Origin of the sequence: Burkholderia vietnamiensis LMG 10929 (genome assembly GCF_000959445.1) — a bacterium.
Lineage (GTDB): Bacteria > Pseudomonadota > Gammaproteobacteria > Burkholderiales > Burkholderiaceae > Burkholderia > Burkholderia vietnamiensis.
The window spans coordinates 324,937-345,883 of record NZ_CP009631.1 but is presented as its reverse complement, the minus strand read 5'-3'; the positions used below and the strand labels follow the sequence as shown (position 1 = coordinate 345,883).

Annotated in this window: 20 protein-coding genes; 9 read left to right on the top strand and 11 right to left on the bottom strand. The window is 67.7% G+C overall.

Annotated features, from left to right (window positions below):
* Nucleotides 1–2: 2 nt before the first annotated feature.
* Together AK36_RS11520 and AK36_RS11515 are read left to right on the top strand one after the other, a co-directional pair.
* Nucleotides 3–554: an isochorismatase family protein gene (locus AK36_RS11520; protein ID WP_014722362.1), complete on the top strand. Its 552-nt coding sequence runs from the start codon at nucleotides 3–5 to the stop codon at nucleotides 552–554.
* Nucleotides 551–1,174 (top strand): HAD family hydrolase, encoded by a 624-nt coding sequence (locus tag AK36_RS11515; RefSeq protein WP_011883140.1) that lies wholly within the window; start codon nucleotides 551–553, stop codon nucleotides 1,172–1,174. The genes AK36_RS11520 and AK36_RS11515 overlap by 4 nt, the downstream gene beginning before the upstream one ends.
* A 131-nt stretch (nucleotides 1,175–1,305) precedes the next feature.
* Here the strand turns inward: AK36_RS11515 and ettA are convergent, their stop codons facing one another.
* Nucleotides 1,306–2,973, bottom strand: coding sequence for an energy-dependent translational throttle protein EttA (gene ettA / locus AK36_RS11510; RefSeq protein ID WP_014722364.1), 1,668 nt, complete (start codon nucleotides 2,971–2,973; stop codon nucleotides 1,306–1,308).
* Nucleotides 2,974–3,160: 187 nt separating this feature from the next.
* A complete protein-coding gene (locus AK36_RS11505) occupies nucleotides 3,161–3,469 on the bottom strand; it encodes a DUF3761 domain-containing protein (protein ID WP_045578559.1) in 309 nt (102 codons plus the stop codon).
* A gap of 573 nt (nucleotides 3,470–4,042) precedes the next feature.
* Between AK36_RS11505 and gabP the strand changes: the two genes are divergently transcribed.
* A complete protein-coding gene (gene gabP / locus AK36_RS11500) occupies nucleotides 4,043–5,434 on the top strand; it encodes a GABA permease (protein WP_034193975.1) in 1,392 nt (463 codons plus the stop codon).
* Between the two features lie 164 nt (nucleotides 5,435–5,598).
* Here the strand turns inward: gabP and ychF are convergent, their stop codons facing one another.
* On the bottom strand, nucleotides 5,599–6,693 hold the full coding sequence (gene ychF / locus AK36_RS11495; RefSeq protein WP_045578558.1) for a redox-regulated ATPase YchF: 1,095 nt from the start codon (nucleotides 6,691–6,693) through the stop codon (nucleotides 5,599–5,601).
* Between the two features lie 248 nt (nucleotides 6,694–6,941).
* Between ychF and AK36_RS11490 the strand changes: the two genes are divergently transcribed.
* The 4 genes from AK36_RS11490 to AK36_RS11475 all read left to right on the top strand — a co-directional run bounded on the left by AK36_RS11490 (nucleotide 6,942) and on the right by AK36_RS11475 (nucleotide 11,606).
* Nucleotides 6,942–8,120, top strand: coding sequence for a UbiH/UbiF family hydroxylase (locus tag AK36_RS11490; RefSeq protein WP_011883145.1), 1,179 nt, complete (start codon nucleotides 6,942–6,944; stop codon nucleotides 8,118–8,120).
* 90 nt (nucleotides 8,121–8,210) lie between these two features.
* Nucleotides 8,211–8,939, top strand: a complete 729-nt coding sequence (locus AK36_RS11485; protein WP_034193974.1) for a DsbC family protein — start codon at nucleotides 8,211–8,213, stop codon at nucleotides 8,937–8,939.
* 126 nt (nucleotides 8,940–9,065) lie between these two features.
* Nucleotides 9,066–10,865, top strand: coding sequence for a M61 family metallopeptidase (locus AK36_RS11480; protein WP_011883147.1), 1,800 nt, complete (start codon nucleotides 9,066–9,068; stop codon nucleotides 10,863–10,865).
* Between the two features lie 144 nt (nucleotides 10,866–11,009).
* The gene (locus AK36_RS11475; protein WP_045578557.1) at nucleotides 11,010–11,606 is read left to right on the top strand and encodes an FMN-dependent NADH-azoreductase; all 597 of its coding nucleotides are present in this window, start codon (nucleotides 11,010–11,012) and stop codon (nucleotides 11,604–11,606) included.
* A 133-nt stretch (nucleotides 11,607–11,739) separates the two neighbouring features.
* On the opposite strand, the gene AK36_RS11470 is transcribed toward AK36_RS11475, so the two are convergent.
* The 8 genes from AK36_RS11470 to rpe form a co-directional block, all read right to left on the bottom strand.
* Nucleotides 11,740–12,636, bottom strand: coding sequence for a uracil-DNA glycosylase (locus tag AK36_RS11470; protein ID WP_045578556.1), 897 nt, complete (start codon nucleotides 12,634–12,636; stop codon nucleotides 11,740–11,742).
* 12 nt (nucleotides 12,637–12,648) lie between these two features.
* On the bottom strand, nucleotides 12,649–13,275 hold the full coding sequence (locus tag AK36_RS11465; protein WP_045578555.1) for a CYTH domain-containing protein: 627 nt from the start codon (nucleotides 13,273–13,275) through the stop codon (nucleotides 12,649–12,651).
* Nucleotides 13,275–14,060, bottom strand: coding sequence for an indole-3-glycerol phosphate synthase TrpC (trpC, locus tag AK36_RS11460; RefSeq protein ID WP_011883151.1), 786 nt, complete (start codon nucleotides 14,058–14,060; stop codon nucleotides 13,275–13,277). Before trpC ends, AK36_RS11465 begins: the two co-directional genes overlap by 1 nt.
* Nucleotides 14,061–14,089: 29 nt before the next feature.
* Nucleotides 14,090–15,121, bottom strand: coding sequence for an anthranilate phosphoribosyltransferase (gene trpD / locus AK36_RS11455; protein WP_011883152.1), 1,032 nt, complete (start codon nucleotides 15,119–15,121; stop codon nucleotides 14,090–14,092).
* Between the two features lie 13 nt (nucleotides 15,122–15,134).
* Complete coding sequence (locus AK36_RS11450) at nucleotides 15,135–15,734, bottom strand: aminodeoxychorismate/anthranilate synthase component II (RefSeq protein ID WP_011883153.1); 600 nt, start codon at nucleotides 15,732–15,734, stop codon at nucleotides 15,135–15,137.
* A gap of 13 nt (nucleotides 15,735–15,747) precedes the next feature.
* The gene (gene trpE / locus AK36_RS11445; RefSeq protein WP_011883154.1) at nucleotides 15,748–17,241 is read right to left on the bottom strand and encodes an anthranilate synthase component I; all 1,494 of its coding nucleotides are present in this window, start codon (nucleotides 17,239–17,241) and stop codon (nucleotides 15,748–15,750) included.
* Nucleotides 17,242–17,599: 358 nt separating this feature from the next.
* A complete protein-coding gene (locus tag AK36_RS11440; protein ID WP_045578554.1) occupies nucleotides 17,600–18,355 on the bottom strand; it encodes a phosphoglycolate phosphatase in 756 nt (251 codons plus the stop codon).
* Nucleotides 18,356–18,359: 4 nt separating this feature from the next.
* Nucleotides 18,360–19,046: a ribulose-phosphate 3-epimerase gene (gene rpe, locus AK36_RS11435; RefSeq protein WP_011883156.1), complete on the bottom strand. Its 687-nt coding sequence runs from the start codon at nucleotides 19,044–19,046 to the stop codon at nucleotides 18,360–18,362.
* Between the two features lie 176 nt (nucleotides 19,047–19,222).
* On the opposite strand from rpe, the gene apaG reads away from it, so the two are divergent.
* Complete coding sequence (gene apaG, locus AK36_RS11430) at nucleotides 19,223–19,597, top strand: Co2+/Mg2+ efflux protein ApaG (protein WP_011655875.1); 375 nt, start codon at nucleotides 19,223–19,225, stop codon at nucleotides 19,595–19,597.
* Between the two features lie 79 nt (nucleotides 19,598–19,676).
* Nucleotides 19,677–20,909, top strand: a complete 1,233-nt coding sequence (gene mltA, locus AK36_RS11425; protein WP_011883158.1) for a murein transglycosylase A — start codon at nucleotides 19,677–19,679, stop codon at nucleotides 20,907–20,909.
* Nucleotides 20,910–20,947 lie beyond the last annotated feature (38 nt).

Sequence of the window (20,947 nt, the reverse complement as noted above, 5' to 3'; positions counted from 1 at the left end):
CGATGGCAGACACCGCAGTAATCGTGATCGACATGCAGCGCGGGCTGCTGCAGCGGGCGCGGCCCGCGTACCGGCTCGACGACGTCGTGGCGGGCATCAACCGCCTGACCGCGGCCGCGCGCGCGGCGAATGCGCCCGTGTGCTTCGTGCAGCACGACGGCGACGCGGACGACGACATCGTGCCCGGCACACCCGGCTGGGAACTGCACGACGCGCTGAGCGTCGGCCCCGCCGACTGGCGCATCCGCAAGCAGATGAGCGATGCGTTCCACGACACGCCGCTCGCCGCGCAGCTCGACGGGCACGGCATCCGGTCGGTGCTGATCTGCGGCTATGCGACCGAGTTCTGCGTCGATGCGGCCGCGCGCCGCGCGGCGCTGCTCGGCTACCGGACGAGCGTCGTGTCGGACCTGCATACGACCAACGAGCGCACGCATCTGTCGGCCGCGCAGATCGTCGCGCACCATCAGTTCGTGTGGGAAAACAGCACGCTGTCGGGCAACGCGGTGACGCCGCGTCCGCTCGCGGACGTGCTCGCAACGGAGTTCGCATGACGATCAAGGCGGTGGTATTCGATTTCGGCGGCGTACTGATCGACTGGAGCCCCGAGTATCTGTACCGGCAACTGATTCCCGACGAAGCGCAGCGCCGCTGGTTCCTCACGCACGTATGCGCGATGGACTGGGTGGTCCGCCAGGACGGCGGGCAGACGATCGACGAAGGAACGGACGAACTCGTCGCGAAGTTTCCGGAACACGAGGCGCTGATTCGCGCGTTCTACGCACGCTGGCACGAGATGATCGGCGGCGTGCTCGAAGAAGGCGCGGCGCTGGTCGAGCGGCTCGATGCGCAGCGCATGCCGCTGTTCGGGCTGACCAATTGGTCGGCGCAGACGTTTCCGTATGCGTGGGACAACTTCCCGGTGCTGCGACGCTTCAAGGACATCGTCGTGTCGGGCCACGTGAAGCTCGTGAAGCCCGATCCGGCGATCTACCGCGCAATGCACGCGCGGATCGAACCGCATCTGCCGGGTGTCGCGCCGCATGAACTCGTGTTCATCGACGACAACGCGAACAACGCGGCGGCCGCGACCGCGCTCGGCTGGCACGGCATCCATCACACGAGCGCGGCGGCGACCGAGGCGCGTCTGCGCGAGCTGGGCGCCCTCACGTAGGCGAGCGTCGAGCGTTGAGCCAATAGAAAAGCGGGCCAGTGGCCCGCTTTCGTTTTGGCGATCCCGAAGCGGCGGCGCGGGCGTGCGGCCACGCGTTGCCGCGCACCGCGCCGGACGCCGCCCCGTACCGATCAGCGGCTGATCGGCTTGTAGCGCAGACGCTTCGGCTTCGCCGCTTCTTCGCCGAGGCGCGCACGCTTGTCGGCTTCGTACTCCTGGTAGTTGCCGTCGAAGAACGTGACCTGCGAATCGCCTTCGAAGGCGAGGATGTGCGTCGCGATCCGGTCGAGGAACCAGCGATCGTGCGAGATCACCAGCACCGAGCCCGCGAACTCCAGCAGCGCGTCTTCCAGCGCGCGCAGCGTTTCGACATCGAGGTCGTTCGACGGTTCGTCGAGCAGCAGCACGTTGCCGCCGGAGATCAGCGTCTTCGCGAGGTGCAGGCGGCCGCGCTCGCCGCCCGACAGGTTGCCGACGATCTTCTGCTGGTCGCCGCCCTTGAAGTTGAAGCGGCCGATGTACGCGCGCGACGGCGTTTCGTACTTGCCGACCGTCAGCACGTCGGCGCCGCCGGAGATTTCCTCGAACACCGTCTTCGAGCCGTCGAGCGCATCGCGGCTCTGGTCGACGTACGCGAGCTTCACCGTCGGCCCGAGCACGACTTCGCCGGAATCCGGCTGCTCCTTGCCGGTCAGCATCTTGAACAGCGTCGACTTGCCGGCGCCGTTCGGGCCGATGATGCCGACGATCGCGCCGGCCGGGATCTTCAGGCTCAGGTTGTCGATCAGCAGGCGATCGCCGAACGACTTGCTGACGTTCTTGAACTCGATCACTTCATTGCCGAGGCGATCGCCGACCGGAATGAAGATTTCCTGCGTTTCGTTGCGCTTCTGGTATTCCTGGCTGTTCAGTTCCTCGAAGCGCGCGATCCGCGCCTTCGACTTCGCCTGACGGCCCTTCGGGTTCTGGCGCACCCACTCCAGTTCCTTCTTGATCGCCTTTTGGCGCGCCGATTCCGACGCTTCCTCCTGCTTCAGGCGCTCTTCCTTCTGGTCGAGCCAGCTGCTGTAGTTGCCCTTCCACGGAATGCCGTGGCCGCGGTCGAGTTCGAGAATCCACTCGGCCGCGTTGTCGAGGAAGTAGCGATCGTGCGTGACGGCGACGACGGTGCCGGGGAAGCGCACCAGGAACTGCTCGAGCCAGTCGACCGACTCGGCGTCGAGGTGGTTGGTCGGCTCGTCGAGCAGCAGCATGTCGGGCTTTTCGAGCAGCAGCTTGCACAGCGCGACGCGGCGCTTTTCGCCGCCCGACAGGTGTTCGATCTTCGCGTCCCACGGCGGCAGACGCAGCGCGTCGGCGGCCACTTCGAGCTGCTGCTCGGGGCTGCCGCCGTCGCTCGACGCGAGGATCGCTTCGTATTTGGCCTGCTCGGCCGCGAGCGCGTCGAAGTCGGCGTCGGGTTCCGCATACGCGGCGTAGATTTCCTCGAGCTTCTTGTTCGCCTGGAACAGGTCGCCGAGGCCGTCCTCGACCGCCTCGCGCACCGTCTTCGTCGGGTCGAGCTGCGGTTCCTGCGGCAGATAGCCGATGTTCAGGTTCGGCATCGGCGTCGCTTCGCCTTCGATGTCCTTGTCGACGCCCGCCATGATGCGGATCAGCGTCGACTTGCCCGAGCCGTTCAGGCCGAGCACGCCGATCTTCGCGCCCGGAAAGAACGACAGCGAGATGTCCTTCAGGATCTGGCGCTTGGGCGGCACGATCTTGCCGACCCGGTTCATCGTGAAAACGTATTGGGCCATTTGGGTGTGAAAGTCAGAGGGTTGAGACTGCCGCGCGGCGCATGGGCGAGCGTGGCGTCGGATGAGTCGGTACGGAGCGCGCGGCGCGCGGCGCGGCCGTGGCGCCGCGTGGCGGCGGCGCGAGCGCGTATTGTACTTCGCCGCCGCCTGCCGCTGGCGCGGCGCCGGCCATTCGGCCGACCCGCCTTCACAACCATGCGGCGACGCCGCCGTGCCCCGAACACGTGCCGCGCCGATGGCGGCTGAAGCTGTACGTGCCGTCGCGGCAACGTGCGCTCGCGCCGTCGGGCACGCGGCCCGATCTCGAATGCGCGGGCGCGTGCACGGTGTCGCCGTCGCGATTGCGGTACGTGTCGTGCCGGTCGAGATCCGCTTCGCTGCCGTAACCGGGCGACGCGCGATACGCGTGTGCGGCGGGCGGCAGCGCGGTGCACGCGACGAACAGCGCGGCCGCGACGGTCGCGATGCGGGTGGCGCGGCGCAGCGTGGCGGACATGGTGGTTCTCCGGATGAGGTGGTCGATGGCGGCTCGCAGGTCGAGCGGGCGGGGCGCGAAGCATTGCCGCGGACCGCGCGCCGACGCCGCGATGCTACGCGAAGGCCGTCGCCGCTGCCGCGAACCGGCACGCGGCAACGCTCGCGTCGCCCGTCTGCCGCCCGATAGGGTGACGGCCCCATGGCGAGCGCCCGATAGCGCGCTCGCGCCGCTCGCCCGGCCGCCGAACCGACACCAAGCGTTGCATCGACGACCATCGATGCAACCAGTGGTTCCATCGAAATTCTTCAATTGGTTCTTAGTTCAGAACCGTTTGATGCTTACACTCCTTCGCTTCGAAGGCGGCCGACCGACGGCCGACGGAACGGGCGCACGCGATGCGCCGGCGCGCTGAGCGCCGCATCGCACCCGCAGCTTCGCAGACTGCGTCGCGCACCGACCAGACCGGCCCGATCCGGCTCCTGGTCCGCATGCGACGCATGCGCGGCGGGCAGCGGATACAACAACGACAACTCCCTCGCCGCCTTCATGCCACAACCGGTCGTACCGGCACCGTTTTTTGGAGAGAGACATATGAGTGGAAGCAACACAGGCCTCGGCACGGGTCTGAAACAGCGGCACGTGACGATGATGTCGATTGCCGGCGTCATCGGCGCGGGCTTGTTCGTGGGCTCCGGCCACGCCATCGCGGAGGCCGGCCCGGCTTCCATCCTCGCGTATGCGATCGCGGGCGTGCTGGTCGTGCTGGTGATGCGCATGCTCGGCGAGATGGCCGTCGCGCATCCGGACAGCGGTTCGTTCTCGACCTATGCCGATCGCGCGATCGGCCATTGGGCCGGCTTCTCGATCGGCTGGCTGTACTGGTGGTTCTGGGTGCTGGTGATTCCGATCGAGGCAACGGCCGCCGCAACCATTCTCAATGCGTGGTTCCCCGGCGTCGCGACCTGGATCTTCGCGCTCGGCATCACGCTGCTGCTGACGATCACCAATCTCTTTTCGGTCAAGAACTACGGCGAATTCGAATTCTGGTTCGCGCTGATCAAGGTGGTCGCGATCGTCGTGTTCCTGTGCATCGGCGGTGCCGCGATCCTCGGCATCGTTCCGGCGCCGGCGGTGTCGGGCGTGTCGAACCTGTTCGCGCACCAGGGCTTCATGCCGAACGGCGCGGGCGCGGTGCTGGCTGCGATGCTGACGACCATGTTCTCGTTTCTCGGCACCGAGATCGTGACGATCGCGGCCGCGGAATCGGACAACCCGCAGCGCCAGATCGTCCGCGCGACGAACTCGGTGATCTGGCGTATCACGCTGTTCTACCTCGGCTCGATTCTCGTCGTCGCCGCCATCGTGCCGTGGAACGATCCGCTGCTGCCGAAGCACGGCTCGTATCAGCGTGCGATGGAGCTGATCGGCGTGCCGAACGCGAAGGCGATCATCGACGTGATCGTGCTGGTGTCGGTCGCGAGCTGCCTGAATTCGGCGCTGTACACGGCGTCGCGGATGCTGTTCTCGCTGTCCAAGCGCAAGGACGCGCCCGCGTTCCTGCACCGCACCGATTCGACCGGCACGCCGCGCGCGGCTGTGCTGGCGTCGACCGCGTTCGGCTTCCTGACGGTGATCGCGAACTATCTGATGCCGGAGCAGGTGTTCGGCTTCCTGCTCGCGACCTCGGGCGCGATCGCACTGCTCGTGTATCTCGTGATCGCGATCTCGCAGCTGCGGATGCGCAAGACGCTCGAATCGACGGGCGCGGACCTGACGCTGCGGATGTGGCTGTTCCCGTGGCTCACGTGGGCGGTGATCCTGTTCATCTGCGGCACGCTGACCGTGATGTTCGTGAGCGAGGCGCACCGGATGGAAGTGGGCGCGACGGCCGTGCTGGCGCTGCTGGTGCTGTTCGCTTCGTGGCTGAACAAGCGTGCGCGCGATGCGCGCGCGGTGGCCGGCGGGCGAGTCTCGGCGACTTGACGACGTGACGACCGGATGGCGGGCGCGCTGCCCGCCGCCGGCACGCGGGCAGGCCGCGTGATGAAAAATGGGCCGATCGGCACTTGCCGATCGGCCCATTTGCTTTTCGCGACGGTTCGCGTGGCGCGATGCCGGGGCGCTCGCCCGGCATCGGCGGTCAGGTATCAGACGTTGAACAGGAAGTTCATCACATCGCCGTCGTGCACGACGTATTCCTTGCCTTCCGCGCGCATCTTGCCGGCTTCCTTCGCACCCTGTTCGCCCTTGTACGCGACGAAGTCGTCGAACGAGATCGTCTGCGCGCGGATGAAGCCGCGCTCGAAGTCGGTGTGGATCACGCCGGCCGCCTGCGGCGCCGTGTCGCCGATATGGATCGTCCACGCGCGCACTTCCTTCACGCCCGCGGTGAAGTAGGTCTGCAGGCCCAGCAGCTTGAAGCCCGCGCGGATCACGCGGTCGAGGCCCGGCTCTTCCATGCCCATGTCCGCGAGGAACGCTTCCTTGTCGGCGTCGTCGAGATCGGCGATTTCCGCCTCGATCGCGGCGCACACGGCGACCACCGGCGAGTTCTCGCTTTCCGCGTACTTGCGCACCGCTTCGAGGTGCGGGTTGTTGTCGAAGCCGTCGTCCTTCACGTTCGCGACGTACATCGCGGGCTTCGCCGTGATCAGGCAGAACGGCTTGAGCAGCGCCTGCTCGTCGTCCGACAGGTCGAGGCTGCGCACGGCCTTGCCCTGGTCGAGCTGCGCGCGCACTTTCTCGAGCACCGCCGCGAGCTTCACCGCTTCCTTGTCGTTGCCCGACTTCGCGGCCTTCGAGTAGCGCGTGAGCGCCTTCTCGACGGTGCCGAGATCGGCGAGCGCGAGCTCGGTGTTGATCACTTCGATGTCGTCGATCGGGTTGACCTTGCCGGCGACGTGGATCACGTTGTCGTCTTCGAAGCAGCGCACGACGTGCGTGATCGCGTCGGTTTCGCGGATGTTCGCGAGGAACTGGTTGCCGAGGCCTTCGCCCTTGCTCGCGCCGGCGACGAGGCCCGCGATGTCGACGAATTCGACGACGGCCGGCAGGACGCGCTCGGGCTTGACGATTTCGGCCAGCGCCTTCAGGCGCGTGTCGGGGACTTCGACGATGCCGACGTTCGGCTCGATCGTGCAGAACGGGTAGTTCTCGGCGGCGATGCCGGCCTTCGTCAACGCATTGAACAGTGTGGACTTGCCGACGTTGGGCAAGCCGACGATGCCGCATTTGAGGCTCATGGAATCCTTCGGACGGGTGGGGCGGCGCGGCCGGACGGAGCGCGGCGGCGCGGGAAAATAGGGACGGCCGGCGCGCGAGGCGCGGCGAGCCGACGTTCAAAGGCGCTATTGTACCGTGCCGACGCCCCGGTTTCCGGCCTTGGCCGGAACGCCCCGACGCGACCGGCCGCCGCATCGGCGCAGCCGCGGGCGATTCTGCTGATTTCCCGCAAAGTCCGGCCGCGTAAGGGCTCGGCCCCGCGGCTATAATGCGCGCCATGACTGCCCACCACACCTTCGACGTCGCCGTGGTCGGCGGCGGGCTCGTCGGCAAGACGGCCGCGCTCGCGCTGACCCAGTCCGGCTACAAGACCGCGTTGCTCGCCCAGCCGGCGACCCCGCGCCCCGCCGATCTCGCGTTCGATACGCGCATCTACGCGCTGTCCTCCAGTTCGCAGGCGTTGCTCGAACGGCTGCGGGTCTGGCAGGCGCTCGACCACGGGCGGCTCGCGCCGGTGTACGACATGCGCGTGTACGGCGATGCCCACGCGGAGCTGCATTTCTCCGCGTACCAGGCGTCGGTGCCGCAGCTCGCATGGATCGTCGAATCGTCGCTGATCGAGACGTCGCTCGACGCCGCGCTGCGGTTCCAGCCGAATCTCACGTGGTTCGACGCGCGCGCACAGGGCTTCGACGTGCGCGACGATGCGGCCGTCCTGACGCTGTCGTCCGGGCACGTGGTCGAGGCGGACCTCGTGGTCGGCGCGGACGGCGCCCATTCGTGGGTGCGCTCCCAAATGGGCGCCAAGGTCGAGCGCCGCGATTACCGGCAGACGGGCGTCGTCGCGAACTTCAAGGCGTCGCTGCCGCACCGCGAGACCGCGTACCAGTGGTTCCACGAAGGCGAGATCATCGCGTTGTTGCCGCTGCCCGACGGCCACGTGTCGCTCGTGTGGTCCGCGCAGACCGCGCACGCCGATCAGCTGCTCGCGCTCGATCCCGCGCAGCTCGCCGCCGAAGTCGAACGCGTGTCGCACGGTCAGGTCGGCACGCTCGAATGCGTGACGCCGGCGGCCGGTTTCCCGCTCGCGCTGCAGACGGTCGACAAGCTGATCGCGCCGCGCGTCGCGCTCGTCGGCGACGCCGCGCATCTGATCCACCCGCTCGCGGGGCAGGGGATGAACCTCGGGCTGCGCGACGTCGCGTCGCTCGCCGATGCGATCGCGAGCAAGGAGAGCTTCCGCAATCTCGGCGATACGGTGCTGCTGCGCCGCTACGAGCGCGCGCGCCGCGAGGACATCCGCGCGCTGATGGTCGCGACCGACGGGCTGCAGCGGCTGTTCTCGGTGCCCGGCCCGCTCGCGAAGGCGGTGCGCAACGCGGGCATGGCGTTCGTCGGCGCGCAGCCGCTCGTGAAGCGCTGGCTGGTGTCGGCCGCGCTCGGCTGATCGAACCCTCGCATGGCGGTCCTGTCGGACAGGTGCCCGTTACGGCGTACACTGTGACGTGCACTTCGATTGAGCTGAAGGACCAACCCGATGAAAAGAACGATCCGCATCGCCTCGCTGGCGCTCGCCGTCACGATGGCGACGCTTGGCTGTACCGCGCAGGCCGACCAAACCACCGACAAGCTGAAAGCCACGCTGCAGGCGCGTCTCGGCAGCGACGCGCCGATCAAGAGCGTGTCGAAATCGCCGGTCGCGGGCCTCTACGAGGTGAACCTCGGCTCGCAGATCATCTATAGCGACGCAGCGGGCGACTACGTGCTGCTCGGCGATCTCGTCGACACCAAGACGCACAAGAACCTGACCGACGCACGCCTGTCCGATCTGAACCGGATCGATTTCGCGAGCCTGCCGTTCGCGAACGCGATCAAGGTCGTGAAGGGCAACGGCGCACGCAAGATCGCGGTGTTCTCCGACCCCAACTGCCCGTACTGCAAGCGGCTCGAGACGACGCTGCAGTCGATCGACAACGTGACCGTCTACACGTTCCTGTACCCGGTGCTGTCGCCGGATTCGACCGCGAAGTCGAAGGCGATCTGGTGCGCGAGCGATCGCGCGAAGACGTGGGAAAGCTGGATGATCGACCATCGCGCGCCGTCCGGCGCCGGCACCTGCGACACCACCGCGCTCGACAAGAACCTCGCGCTCGGCCACGGGATGAACGTCACCGGCACGCCGACGATCTTCCTGCCGGACGGTCGCCGCCTGCCGGGCGCCGTTTCGGCCGAGCAGTTGAACCAGGCGCTCGCGTCGAGCAAGTAACCGACCGACACGCCGGGCCGCAGCGCCCGGCCAGCGAGGGGCGCCCGCGACACCCGCCGGCGCCTCTCGTCGTTTTCGCCGCCTTATCCCGTTCGATCTCCGACCGATTTCCGACCGATTGCCACGATGACCCAGCCGATCCGCTATTCGATTGCCCCGAAAGATCTTGCCGCGCACCTGTTCGAAGTCTCGGTGACGGTCGCCGACCCCGATCCCGCAGGCCAGCGCTTCGCGCTGCCGGTCTGGATTCCGGGCAGCTATCTCGTGCGCGAGTTCGCGCGCAACATCGTCACGCTCGCCGCGTTCAACGACGCCGGCCGCAAGGTGCGGATCGCCAAGACCGACAAGAACACGTGGCAGGCCGCGCCGGTGAGCGGCGCGCTGACGCTGCGCTACGACGTCTATGCGTGGGACCTGTCGGTGCGCTCCGCGTATCTCGACGAAGCGGGCGGCTTCTTCAACGCCACCGCGGTGTTTCTGAGCGTTGCCGGCCGCGAGGACGCACCGTGCGAGGTCGACATCGCGAAGCCGGCCGGCCCGGCGTTCCGCACGTGGCGCGTCGGCACGTCGCTGCCCGAGGCGCGCGGCACGCGGCGGTACGGGTTCGGCGCCTATCGCGCGGCGAACTATGACGAACTGGCCGACCATCCGGTCACGATCGGCGAATTCGCGCTGGCGACGTTCGAAGCGCACGGCGTGCCGCACGACATCGTGATCGCCGGGCGTGTGACGCAGCTCGACATGGAGCGCCTGCGTACCGACCTCAAGCGCGTGTGCGAAGCGCAGATCGCGCTGTTCGAGCCGAAGTCGAAGAAGGCGCCGATGGACCGCTACGTGTTCATGACGCTCGCGGTCAGCGACGGCTACGGCGGCCTCGAGCACCGTGCGTCGACCGCGCTGATCTGCAACCGCACCGACCTGCCGGTGAAGGGACGGCCGGAAACGACCGAAGGCTATCGTACCTACCTCGGCCTGTGCAGCCACGAATACTTCCACACGTGGAACGTGAAGCGCATCAAGCCGGCCGCGTTCGTGCCGTACGACCTCGGGCGCGAAAACTACACGTCGCTGCTGTGGCTGTTCGAGGGCTTCACGTCGTATTACGACGACCTGATGCTGGTGCGCAGCGGGCTGATGTCGCAGGACGAATACTTCGCCGCGCTCGGCCGCACCATCGGCGGCGTGCTGCGCGGCACGGGCCGCCTGAAGCAGAGCGTCGCCGACAGCTCGTTCGACGCGTGGATCAAGTATTACCGGCAGGACGAGAACGCGACCAACGCGATCGTCAGCTACTACACGAAGGGTTCGCTCGTCGCGCTCGCGTTCGATCTGGCGATTCGCGCGCAAACGCGCAACCGCAAGTCGCTCGACGACGTGATGCGCCTGCTGTGGCAGCGCTACGGGCGCGACTTCTATCGCGGCAAGCAGGCGGGCGTCGGCGAGGACGAAGTCGACGCGCTGATCGAGGAAGCCACCGGCGTCGCGCTCGGCCGCCTGTTCGCCGACGCCGTGCACGGCACGCGCGACCTGCCGCTCGCCGAACTGTTCGCGCCGTTCGGCGTGACGCTCGTGCCGGAAGTCGCGAACGGCGCGGCCGCGAAGCCGAGCATCGGCGCGCGCCTGCGCGGCGGCGCGGACTGCACGCTGGCGGCCGTCTACGAAGGCGGCGGCGCGCACCGCGCAGGGCTGTCGGCCGGCGACACGCTGATCGCGCTCGACGGCCTGCGCATCACCGGCACGAACCTCGACGCGCTGCTCGCGCGCTACCGGCCGGGCGACAAGGTCGAGATCCACGCGTTCCGGCGCGACGAGCTGCGGACCGTGAAGCTGAAGCTCGACGGCCCGGACGTCACGCGCTACCGGCTGACCGCGGCCGCGAAGCCGGCCGCCGCGCGCAACGCCCGGGAAGCCTGGCTGAACGGCTGAGCGCAGGCGGGCTGCGCCCAACCGGCGGCCGATTGTTCTGCTGATGCAACAATCCGTCGCCGGAGCCCCGCTTTTTCGCGACGATGTGGCCACGCACAATGGCGTCACTCGCGCTGACCAAGCGCAATCCAACTGGAGCCTGACATGACGACCATTCTGCAAATCAATTCCGCGGCGCGCTCGCAAGGTGCGCAGTCCACGCTGCTGGCCAGCGAACTGACGGCAAAGCTGCGACAATCGAACCCCGGCGCCCAGGTCGTCGTGCGCGACCTGCTGGCCGACGCGCTGCCGCACCTCGACGAAACGGTGCTCGGCGCGTTCTTCACGCCGGCCGACCAGCGCAGCGCGGAACAGAATGCGATCGTCGCGAAGAGCGATGCACTGATCGCCGAACTGCAGGCGGCCGACATCGTCGTGATCGCCGCTCCGATGTACAACTTCGGCGTGTCGTCGCAACTGAAGACGTATTTCGACTGGATCGCCCGTGCCGGCGTCACGTTCCGCTATACCGAGAACGGTCCGGAAGGCCTCATCAAGGGCAAGAAGGTGCACGTGGTCACCGCGCGCGGCGGCAAGTACCTCGGTACGCCGAACGACAGCCAGACGCCGTTCCTGCGCACCTTCCTCGGCTTCATCGGCCTGACCGACGTAAGCTTCATCCACGCCGAAGGCCTGAACCTCGGGCCCGATGCGCAGAGCGCCGCGCTCGCCGGTGCACGCGAGGCGATCGCCGCCGTGTAATGCGGAGAGGTGCGCAGAGGTGCGCAGATGCGCGGCCGTGCCGCGCTGCGTCGTCAAACGAAAACGCCGCGTCCCGACAGGGCGCGGCGTTTTTGCGTTGCGGCCGGCGCCCACGCCAAGCCGGCGACGTGCGTCAGGCGAGCGTTTCGGCGATCTCCGGAAGCCGCCAGTCGATCGGTTCGCGGCCCGCTTCGACCAGATACTCGTTCGCGAGCGCGAAGTGACGGCAGCCGAGGAAGCCGCGGTGCGCGGACAGCGGCGACGGATGCGGCGCCTCGAGCACGCAATGGGCGTTCGCATCGAACAGCGCGCGCTTCGCCTGCGCATGCGCGCCCCACAGCATGAACACGAGGCCGCGATGACGGCCGGCCAGCTCGCGGATCAGCGTGTCCGTGCATTGCTCCCAGCCGCGCTTCGCGTGGCTCGCGGCGGCGCCGCGCTCGACCGTCAGCACGGTGTTGAGCAGCAGCACGCCCTGGCGTGCCCACGTGTCGAGGCAGCCGTGGCGCGGCGTGTCGTGACCGAAGTTCGCCGCGATTTCCTTGAAGATGTTGCGCAGCGACGGCGGCGTGCGCACGGCCGGCGGCACCGAGAACGCGAGGCCATGGGCCTGCGGCGTGCCGCGATCGTCGCCGTGGTACGGGTCCTGGCCGAGGATCACGACCTTCACGTCGTCCGGGCTCGTCAGGCGCAGCGCGCGGAACACGTCGGTCGGATAGACCGTCTTGCCGGCGGCGCGCTCGTCGTCGACGAAGCGACACAGCGGCGCATACGCGTCGCTGTCGGTGAACGGCTTCAGCACGTCGCGCCAGACGGCCGGCAGCGCGTCGAATTGGGCGGCGAGGTGCGGGACGTCGGCGGCGCCGGCCTGCGGCTGTGCGGCGCGCGCCGGAGCCGCTTCCGCGGCCTTCTTGCCGGTGCGCGCACGCGTGGGTGCGGCGGCGGGAACATCGTGCTGCGCCGGTTCCGGCGCGGGATCGTCGAACAGCGACGCCTGTTGCGGCGTACGGAGAGTCTTGCGGGTTGCCATGCGTGATGCGGGTTATTGCGCGCGCAGCCGGTAGCCGCGCTGCGCCTTGCTGATGTTTTCGGGGGCGAGGCCCGGCAGCGCCTGCTGCAATTCGGCGGCGAGCGTCGCGAGCGCCGCTTCCGGGCCGTCGATCAGTTCGAGTTCGATTTCGCTGATCGGTTCGCGGCGCGTATCGCTTTGCGTCTGAACGACGATCTCGCCGACGTCCACCGCCGCCTCGACGGTCGCGCCGCCGATTGCGACGCGCCACAGCGTACGCGAAAAATCCGTGCGGAACAGCGCGTGCAGGGCGGGCGCCGCGTCGCGCAATGCGGTCGCGGCTTCCGGCACGTCGCAGGCGGCGACGAGCGCGTCGATTTCGAGCGCGTCGCCGGCGACCGGCAGCTCCCATTCATGGCGGCGATGCAGGCCGGCCTCGGCGATGCCGACCGTCTTGAACGTCTGCAGCCAGCCGTGCGGCGTGCGGCGCACGCGCACCGCGCTCTTCGACTGGGCGAGCGCGAGCTCGGGCGTGTCGTAATAGACGTTCGCGAGCGTGATGGTCTGGCCGGTTTCGCCGGTCAGCGTTTCGAAAAAGTGCCGCGCGGCCTCGGCCTGACCGGCCGGCAGCGCGAGCTTGATCTCCCGTTCGATCGCCATCAGAAGAACATCCGCGCGAGTGCCGCGCCCGGCTCGTCCGCGCGCATGAACGCTTCGCCGACGAGGAACGCGTTCACGTTCGCCGCGCGCATCGTGTCGACGTCCGCGCGCGACAGGATGCCCGACTCGGTTACGACCATGCGGTCGGCCGGAACCATGTCGAGCATGTCGAGCGTGGTCTGGATCGTCGTCTCGAAGGTGCGCAGGTTGCGGTTGTTGATGCCGACGAGCGGCGTCTTCAGCGTGAGCGCCTGTTCCATCTCGTTGCGGTCGTGAACCTCGACCAGCACCGCGAGGCCGAGCGAGTGCGCATACGCTTCGAGTTCCTGCATCAGCGGCGTGTCGAGCGCGGCCGCGATCAGCAGGATCGCGTCGGCGCCCATCGCGCGCGCCTCGAGGATCTGGTACGCGTCGACGATGAAGTCCTTGCGCAGCACCGGCAGCGTGCAGGCCGCGCGCGCTTCCTCGAGGTAGCGCACGCTGCCCTGGAAGAACTGTTCGTCGGTCAGCACCGACAGGCATGCAGCGCCGTGCGTCGCGTACGAGCGCGCGATGTCGGCCGGCACGAAATGCTCGCGCAGCACGCCCTTCGACGGGCTCGCCTTCTTCACTTCGGCGATCACCGCGGGCTGGCCGGCGGCCTGCTTCGCGCGCAGCGCGCCGACGAAGTCGCGCAGGTCGCGCGCCGATGCTTCGAGTTTCAGCGCCTCGAGCGGCGTGCTGCGCATGGCTGCCGCGACTTCGTCGCGCTTGACTGCGATGATTCGGTCGAGAATGTCGCTCATGTGGGTTCCTGCTGGATTCGTGAGGGGAGTCAGCGCTTGAACTGCTGCGTGAAGCGCACGAGTTCGTCGACTTTCGCGCGCGCCTTGCCGCTCGCGATCGCTTCGCGGGCGAGCTGGATGCCGTCCGCGATCGACGCGGCGACATTGGCCGCGTAGAGCGCGGTGCCGGCGTTCAGCGTGACGATCTCGCGGGCGACGCCCGGCTGGTTGTCGAGCGCGCCGAGCAGCATCACGCGCGATTCGTCGGCATTTTCGACCTTCAGCGTGCGGTTCGACACCATCTGGAGCCCGAAGTCCTCCGGATGGATCTCGTATTCGTGCACCTGCCCGTCGCGCAATTCGCCGACCAGCGTGGCCGCGCCGAGCGACACTTCGTCCATCCCGTCCTTGCCGTACACGACCAGCACGTGCTGCGCGCCGAGGCGCTGCATCACGCGCACCTGGATGCCGACGAGGTCGGCGTGGAATACGCCCATCAGCTGGTTCGGTGCGCCGGCCGGATTGGTCAGCGGGCCGAGGATGTTGAAGATCGTCCGCACGCCGAGCTCGCGGCGCACGGCCGCGATGTTCTTCATCGCCGGATGATGGTTCGGCGCGAACATGAAGCCCATGCCGGTTTCGGCGATCGACGCGGCAACCTGATCCGGCTGCAGGTCGATGTTCACGCCGAGCGCCTCGAGCACGTCGGCGCTGCCGGACTTGCTCGACACGCCGCGGTTGCCGTGCTTCGCGACCTTCGCGCCTGCCGCGGCCGTCACGAACATCGACGCGGTCGAGATGTTGAAGGTGTGCGCGCCGTCGCCGCCCGTGCCGACGATGTCGACGAAGTTGGAGTTGTCCGGCACCTCGACGTGGTGTGCGAACTCGCGCATCACGGTCGCGGCGGCGGCGATTTCGCCGATCGTCTCCTTCTTCACGCGCAGGCCGGTGATGATCGCGGCCGCCATCACGGGCGACATGTCGCCGCGCATGATGAGCCGCATCAGGTGCAGCATCTCGTCGTGGAAGATTTCGCGGTGTTCGATCGTGCGCTGCAGCGCTTCCTGCGGGGTAATCGTCATCGTGCGTCTCCGGTCAGGCGGCCGGCGCGCTCGCGCGGGCGGCTGCGCGATGCTGTTTCAGGAAGTTCTCGAGCAGCGCGTGGCCATGCTCGGACAGGATCGATTCCGGATGGAACTGCACGCCTTCGATCGGCAGCGTCTTGTGGCGCACGCCCATGATCTCGCCGTCGTCCGTCCACGCGGACACTTCGAGGCAGTCGGGCAGCGATTCGCGCTCGATCGCGAGCGAGTGGTAGCGCGTGACGTCGAAATGCTTCGGCAGATCGGCGAACACGCCGCGGCCGTCGGTTTCGATCCGGCTCACCTTGCCGTGCATGATGGTCTTCGCGCGCACGACGCGGCCGCCGAACGCTTCGCCGATCGCCTGGTGGCCGAGGCACACGCCGAGAATCGGCTTCTTGCCCGCGAACTCGTGCAGCACGTCGAGCGTGATGCCCGCGTGCTGCGGGTTGCTCGGGCCGGGCGACAGGCAGATCGTGTCGGGGTTCAGGCGCGCGATGTCGTCGAGCGTGATTTCGTCGTTGCGGTAGGTGCGCACGTCCTCGCCCAGTTCGCCGAAGTACTGGACCAGGTTGTAGGTGAACGAGTCGTAGTTGTCGATCATGAGCAGCATGGTCAGTCTCCGGTCAGAAGTCGCTATCGAGGCCGTCCTGGACCTGTTCGGCCGCACGCAGCACCGCGCGCGCCTTGTTTTCGGTCTCTTGCCATTCGGATTCGGGCACCGAGTCGGCGACGACGCCCGCCGCCGCCTGCACGTACAGGTTGCCGTTGTGGATCAGGCCCGTGCGGATCGCGATCGCGAGGTCCATCTCGCCCGAGAACGACATGTAGCCGACCGCGCCGCCGTACAGCCCGCGCTTGACCGGCTCGAGCTCGTCGATCAGCTCCATCGCGCGCACCTTCGGCGCGCCCGACAGCGTGCCGGCCGGGAACGTCGCGCGCAGCACGTCGTAGTTCGTCATGCCGGGCTTGAGCTTGCCCTCGACCGAGCTGACGATGTGCTGCACGTGCGAGTACTTCTCGATCACCATCTTGTCGGTCACCTGCACCGAGCCGATCTGCGCGATGCGGCCGACGTCGTTGCGCGCGAGGTCGATCAGCATCACGTGCTCGGCGATTTCCTTCGGGTCGTTCAGCAATTCGGTCGCGAGTTCGGCGTCGCGCTCGGGCGTGTTGCCGCGCGGGCGCGTGCCGGCCAGCGGCCGGATCGTGACGATCTGGTCGTCGCCGCGCTTTTCCTGGCGCACGAGGATTTCCGGCGATGCGCCGACCACGTGGAAATCGCCGAAGTTGTAGTAATACATGTACGGCGACGGGTTCAGCGAACGCAGCGCGCGATACAGCGACAGCGGATTGTCGCGGTACGGCTTGGTCAGCCGCTGGCCGACCTGGATCTGCATCAGCTCGCCGGCCGCGATGTATTCCTTCGCCTGACGCACGGCGGCCAGATAGTCTTCCTTCTTGAATTCGCGGAACGTCTCGGTACGCACGCTCGCCGACGTGACGGGCGGCTGCACCGTCGTGCGCAGGCGCTGCTTCAGTTCGCGCAGGCGCTGCTTGCCCTTCGTGTACGCCTCGGGCTGCGCCGGGTCGGCATAGATGATCAGGTACAGCTTGCCGGCGAGGTTGTCGATCACCGCGACTTCCTCGGTGAGCAGCAGCTGGATGTCGGGCAGGCCGAGATCGTCGCGCGGCGCGGTGTTCGCCAGCTTCTTCTCGATGTAGCGCACGGCGTCGTAGCCGAAATAGCCGGCCAGGCCGCCGCAGAAGCGCGGCAGGCCCGGGCGCTGCGCGACCTTGAAGCGCGCCTGGAACGACTCGATGAAGGCGAACGGGTCGCCGTCGTGCGTTTCGATCACCTCGCCGTCGCGCACGACTTCGGACACGCCGTTGCGGGCGCGCACCAGCGTGCGTGCCGGCAGGCCGATGAACGAGTAGCGGCCGAAGCGTTCGCCGCCCACCACCGATTCGAGCAGGAACGAGTTGGCGCCCGCGCGTTCGGGCTGCGCCAGCTTCAGGTAGAGGGACAGCGGCGTTTCGAGGTCGGCGAGTGCTTCCGCGATCAGCGGAATGCGGTTGTAGCCTTCGTTCGCAAGCGATTGGAATTCGAGTTCGGTCATGTTCCGGTCCTGTTCGGGACGAGCGGCGGCGTGCGCCAGGGATCACTTGACGCTGCGCGGCTGCCGTCGGCGAAAGGGCGGTCGATCGAGAAGTGCCTGTTGCCGGCCGGCACTCCGGGCGTGAGCGTCGCGAGCCTGCGGCCGATCCTGAACGCAGGCGTTCGGATGCGGTAGAACTCGGAGGTGGTGCGACGATCGGCGCGCGGATGCGCAGCGAGATAAAAAACGGCGCTGAAGACGGGCTTCAGCGTACCTCATCGAAGAGGTCAGCGCGACCAGCGACGCCAGGGCCAGGCTCCCCGGTCGATGCTGCTCAGACTCCGTTTTTTATTCAGAAACATGCGGATGGAAGAAATAATCAGATGGTTGGCCGGCCGGCGTTGTGCGCGGCGATCGCGCGTGCTGCGACCAGCAACGAATCGACTATACCATCCGAATTTATCGTTTGTATAGCTTTGCCGTGGTTGTAGCCGTACGGCACCGTCAGCGTCGCCATCCCGGCTGCGCGGCCCGCCAGCGCATCGTTCTCCGAGTCGCCGATCGCGACCGCCGTGTGCGGCGCCACGCCGAGCGCGTCGCATGCCGCGAGCATCGGCAGTGGATCGGGCTTTTTGCGCGCGACGCTGTCGCCGCCGAGCACGATGCCGAAACGATCGATCAGCCCGTATTGCTCGAGCAGCTCGAGCGCGAAGCGGTGCGGCTTGTTCGTCACGCACGCGAGCCGGATGCCGGCCGCATGCAGCGCATCGAGGCCGGCGGTCACTTCCGGATAGAGCCGCGTGTGCCGGCCGTTGATCTTCGCGTACTCGGCCTGGTAGATCGCGAGCGCATCGTCGAAGCGCGCTTGCGCGTCGGCCTGCGAGAAGCGCGGCGCCAGCACGCTCTGGATCAGATGCTCGGAGCCCTTGCCGACGTAGCCGATCACCTCGTCGCGCGACGTGGCCGGCGCGCCGAGCTGCGCGAGCATCCCGTTCAGCCCGGCCGTGAAATCGTCGGCCGTGTCGACCATCGTGCCGTCGAGGTCGATCAGCGCCGCATCGATGCGCGGCGCCGCGAAACGGATCGGGGCGCCGGTGTCGGGCGGCGCGCAAGCGTCGAGCGAGGAATCGGCCACGGCGTCAGCTCCGCTCGACCGTCGCGAGTGCCGCGCGCATCTCGTCGATCACCTTGCGATAGTCGGGCTTGCCGAAGATCGCCGAGCCCGCGACGAACGTGTCGGCGCCGGCTGCCGCGATCTCCGCGATGTTGTCGGTCTTCACGCCGCCGTCCACCTCGAGCAGGATCTCGCGGCCCGTGCGTTCGGTGTACGCGTCGATGCGCGCGCGCGCTTCGCGCAGCTTGTTCAGCGTTTCCGGGATGAACGACTGGCCGCCGAAGCCGGGGTTCACCGACATCAGCAACACGAAATCGAGGCGGTCCATCACGTGGTCGAGATAGTTCAGCGGCGTGGCCGGATTGAACACGAGGCCGGCCTTGCAGCCGTGGTCGCGGATCAGCGACAGCGTCCGGTCGATGTGGTCCGAGCCTTCCGGGTGGAAGCTGATCAGATTCGCGCCGGCTTTCGCGAAATCGGGCACGATACGATCGACCGGGCGCACCATCAGATGCACGTCGATCGGCACCTGCACGTGCGGGCGGATCGCTTCGCAGACGAGCGGGCCGATCGTCAGGTTCGGCACGTAATGGTTGTCCATCACGTCGAAGTGAATCCAGTCGGCGCCGGCGGCGACCACGTTGCGGACTTCTTCGCCGAGCCGTGCAAAGTCGGCCGACAGGATGCTGGGAGCGATGCGGAATTGGGTCATGACAGGGGAGCGGGGGACGCTGCGGCGCAAAACCGCCATTCTACCGTCCGGCGACCGCGTGCGCGGCGGCGAGCCGTGCGGTGGCGGCCCGATTGCGCATAGAATGCCGAACCAGTGCGGCGCGCCGCGGCCCGGCGCTACAGATGGCGCGGGCGGTTACCTACAGCGGAAACACCATGAGTCAGTATCAGTTCACCGTTTCGGTGAAAACCAGTTACTTGCCGGAACAATCCGACCCGGATCGACGTCAATACGCATTCGCGTACACGCTGACCATCCGCAATACGGGGCAGGTTGCAGCGCAACTGATCGCCCGTCACTGGATCATCACGGACAGCGAAAATCACGTGCAGGAAGTGAAGGGGCTCGGCGTCGTCGGGCACCAGCCGCTGCTGCAGCCGGGCGAACATTTCGAGTACACGAGCTGGGCCGTGATCGCGACGCCGGTCGGCACGATGCGCGGCGCGTATTTCTGCGTGGCGGAAGACGGTGAGCGGTTCGAGGCGCCCGTCGAAGAATTTGCGCTGCACATGCCGCGCACGCTGCATTGAGCGTGCGGCGGGCGCTCAGCGCGGCTGGCGGTCGTTGTCGCGTGCGTGTTTCTTTCTGCCCGACGACGTCCACACGACGATGAAGATCAGCAGCGCAAGCGCGACGAAAGCTTCGAGCCCGAAGATGAGCATCGGATATTGGTCGAGAAAATCTGACATGGCGGTTTCCATCAAGAACGGACATTGTATGTGGTTTGGCGCCCGGGCGGCCGGCTGGCTGGCCGCCGCCGCGGCGGCCGCGCTGCTCGCGGCATGCGGCAGCGCGCCGACGCGGACGTCGGCGCTCAAGCCGCCGACGGGCGCGGCGATCGTGCCGGGGCAGGTCGCCGCGCAGCGACTGACGCCGGTGGCCTGGCAGCAGGTGCCGGGCTGGCAGGACGATGCGCTGATCGGTGCGACGGCCGCGTTGCGGCAGAACTGCGTGCGGCTCGCGCGCCAGCCGGCCTGGCAACGCGCGTGCGCAGCCGCCAACCGGCTCGACGAGCTGGACGTGAGCAGCGCGCGCGCATTCTTCGAAACGTATTTCACGCCGTTTCAGTTCGCCAATACCGACGGTACGCTGGACGGTCTCGTGACCGGCTATTACGAACCGCTGCTGCACGGCTCGCGGGTGCGTCGCGGTCCTTACCAGTACGCGCTGTACCGCTGGCCGGCCGGCTATCGCGCGGGCACCGCGCTGCCGGCGCGCGCGCAGCTCGAGCGCGCGGGCATTCTGAACGGCAACGAACTCGTGTGGGTCGACGATCCGATCGAGGCGTTCTTCCTGCAGGTCCAAGGTTCGGGGCGCGTGTTGCTGGACGACGGTTCGGTGATGCGCGTCGGCTTCGGCGGCACCAACAACCAGCCGTACCGCTCGATCGGCAAATGGCTGATCGATCACGGCGAGCTGACGCCCGCGCAGGCGACGATGCAGGGCATCAAGGCATGGGCGAAGGCGAATCCGGCACGCGTCGACGCGCTGCTCGACACGAACCCGCGCTTCGTGTTCTTCCGCGACATGCCGACCAAGGAAGATGCACCGCACGGTGGCGCGGAAGGCCCGATCGGCGCGCTCGGGGTGCCGCTCACGCCGGAGCGCTCGATCGCGGTCGATCCGTCGTCGATCCCGCTCGGCACGCCGGTGTTCCTGCAGACCACACGCCCGTTGACGAATACACCGATGAACCGGCTCGTGTTCGCGCAGGACACGGGTTCCGCGATCCGCGGCGGCGTGCGCGCCGACTATTTCTGGGGGCTCGGCGACGATGCGGGCGACCAGGCCGGCCGGATGAAGCAGGTTGGCCGGATGTGGCTGCTGTTCCCGAATTCGTGATGCGCGACCGCGCCGACGTAAAGCTGTAGCCGGCGTGC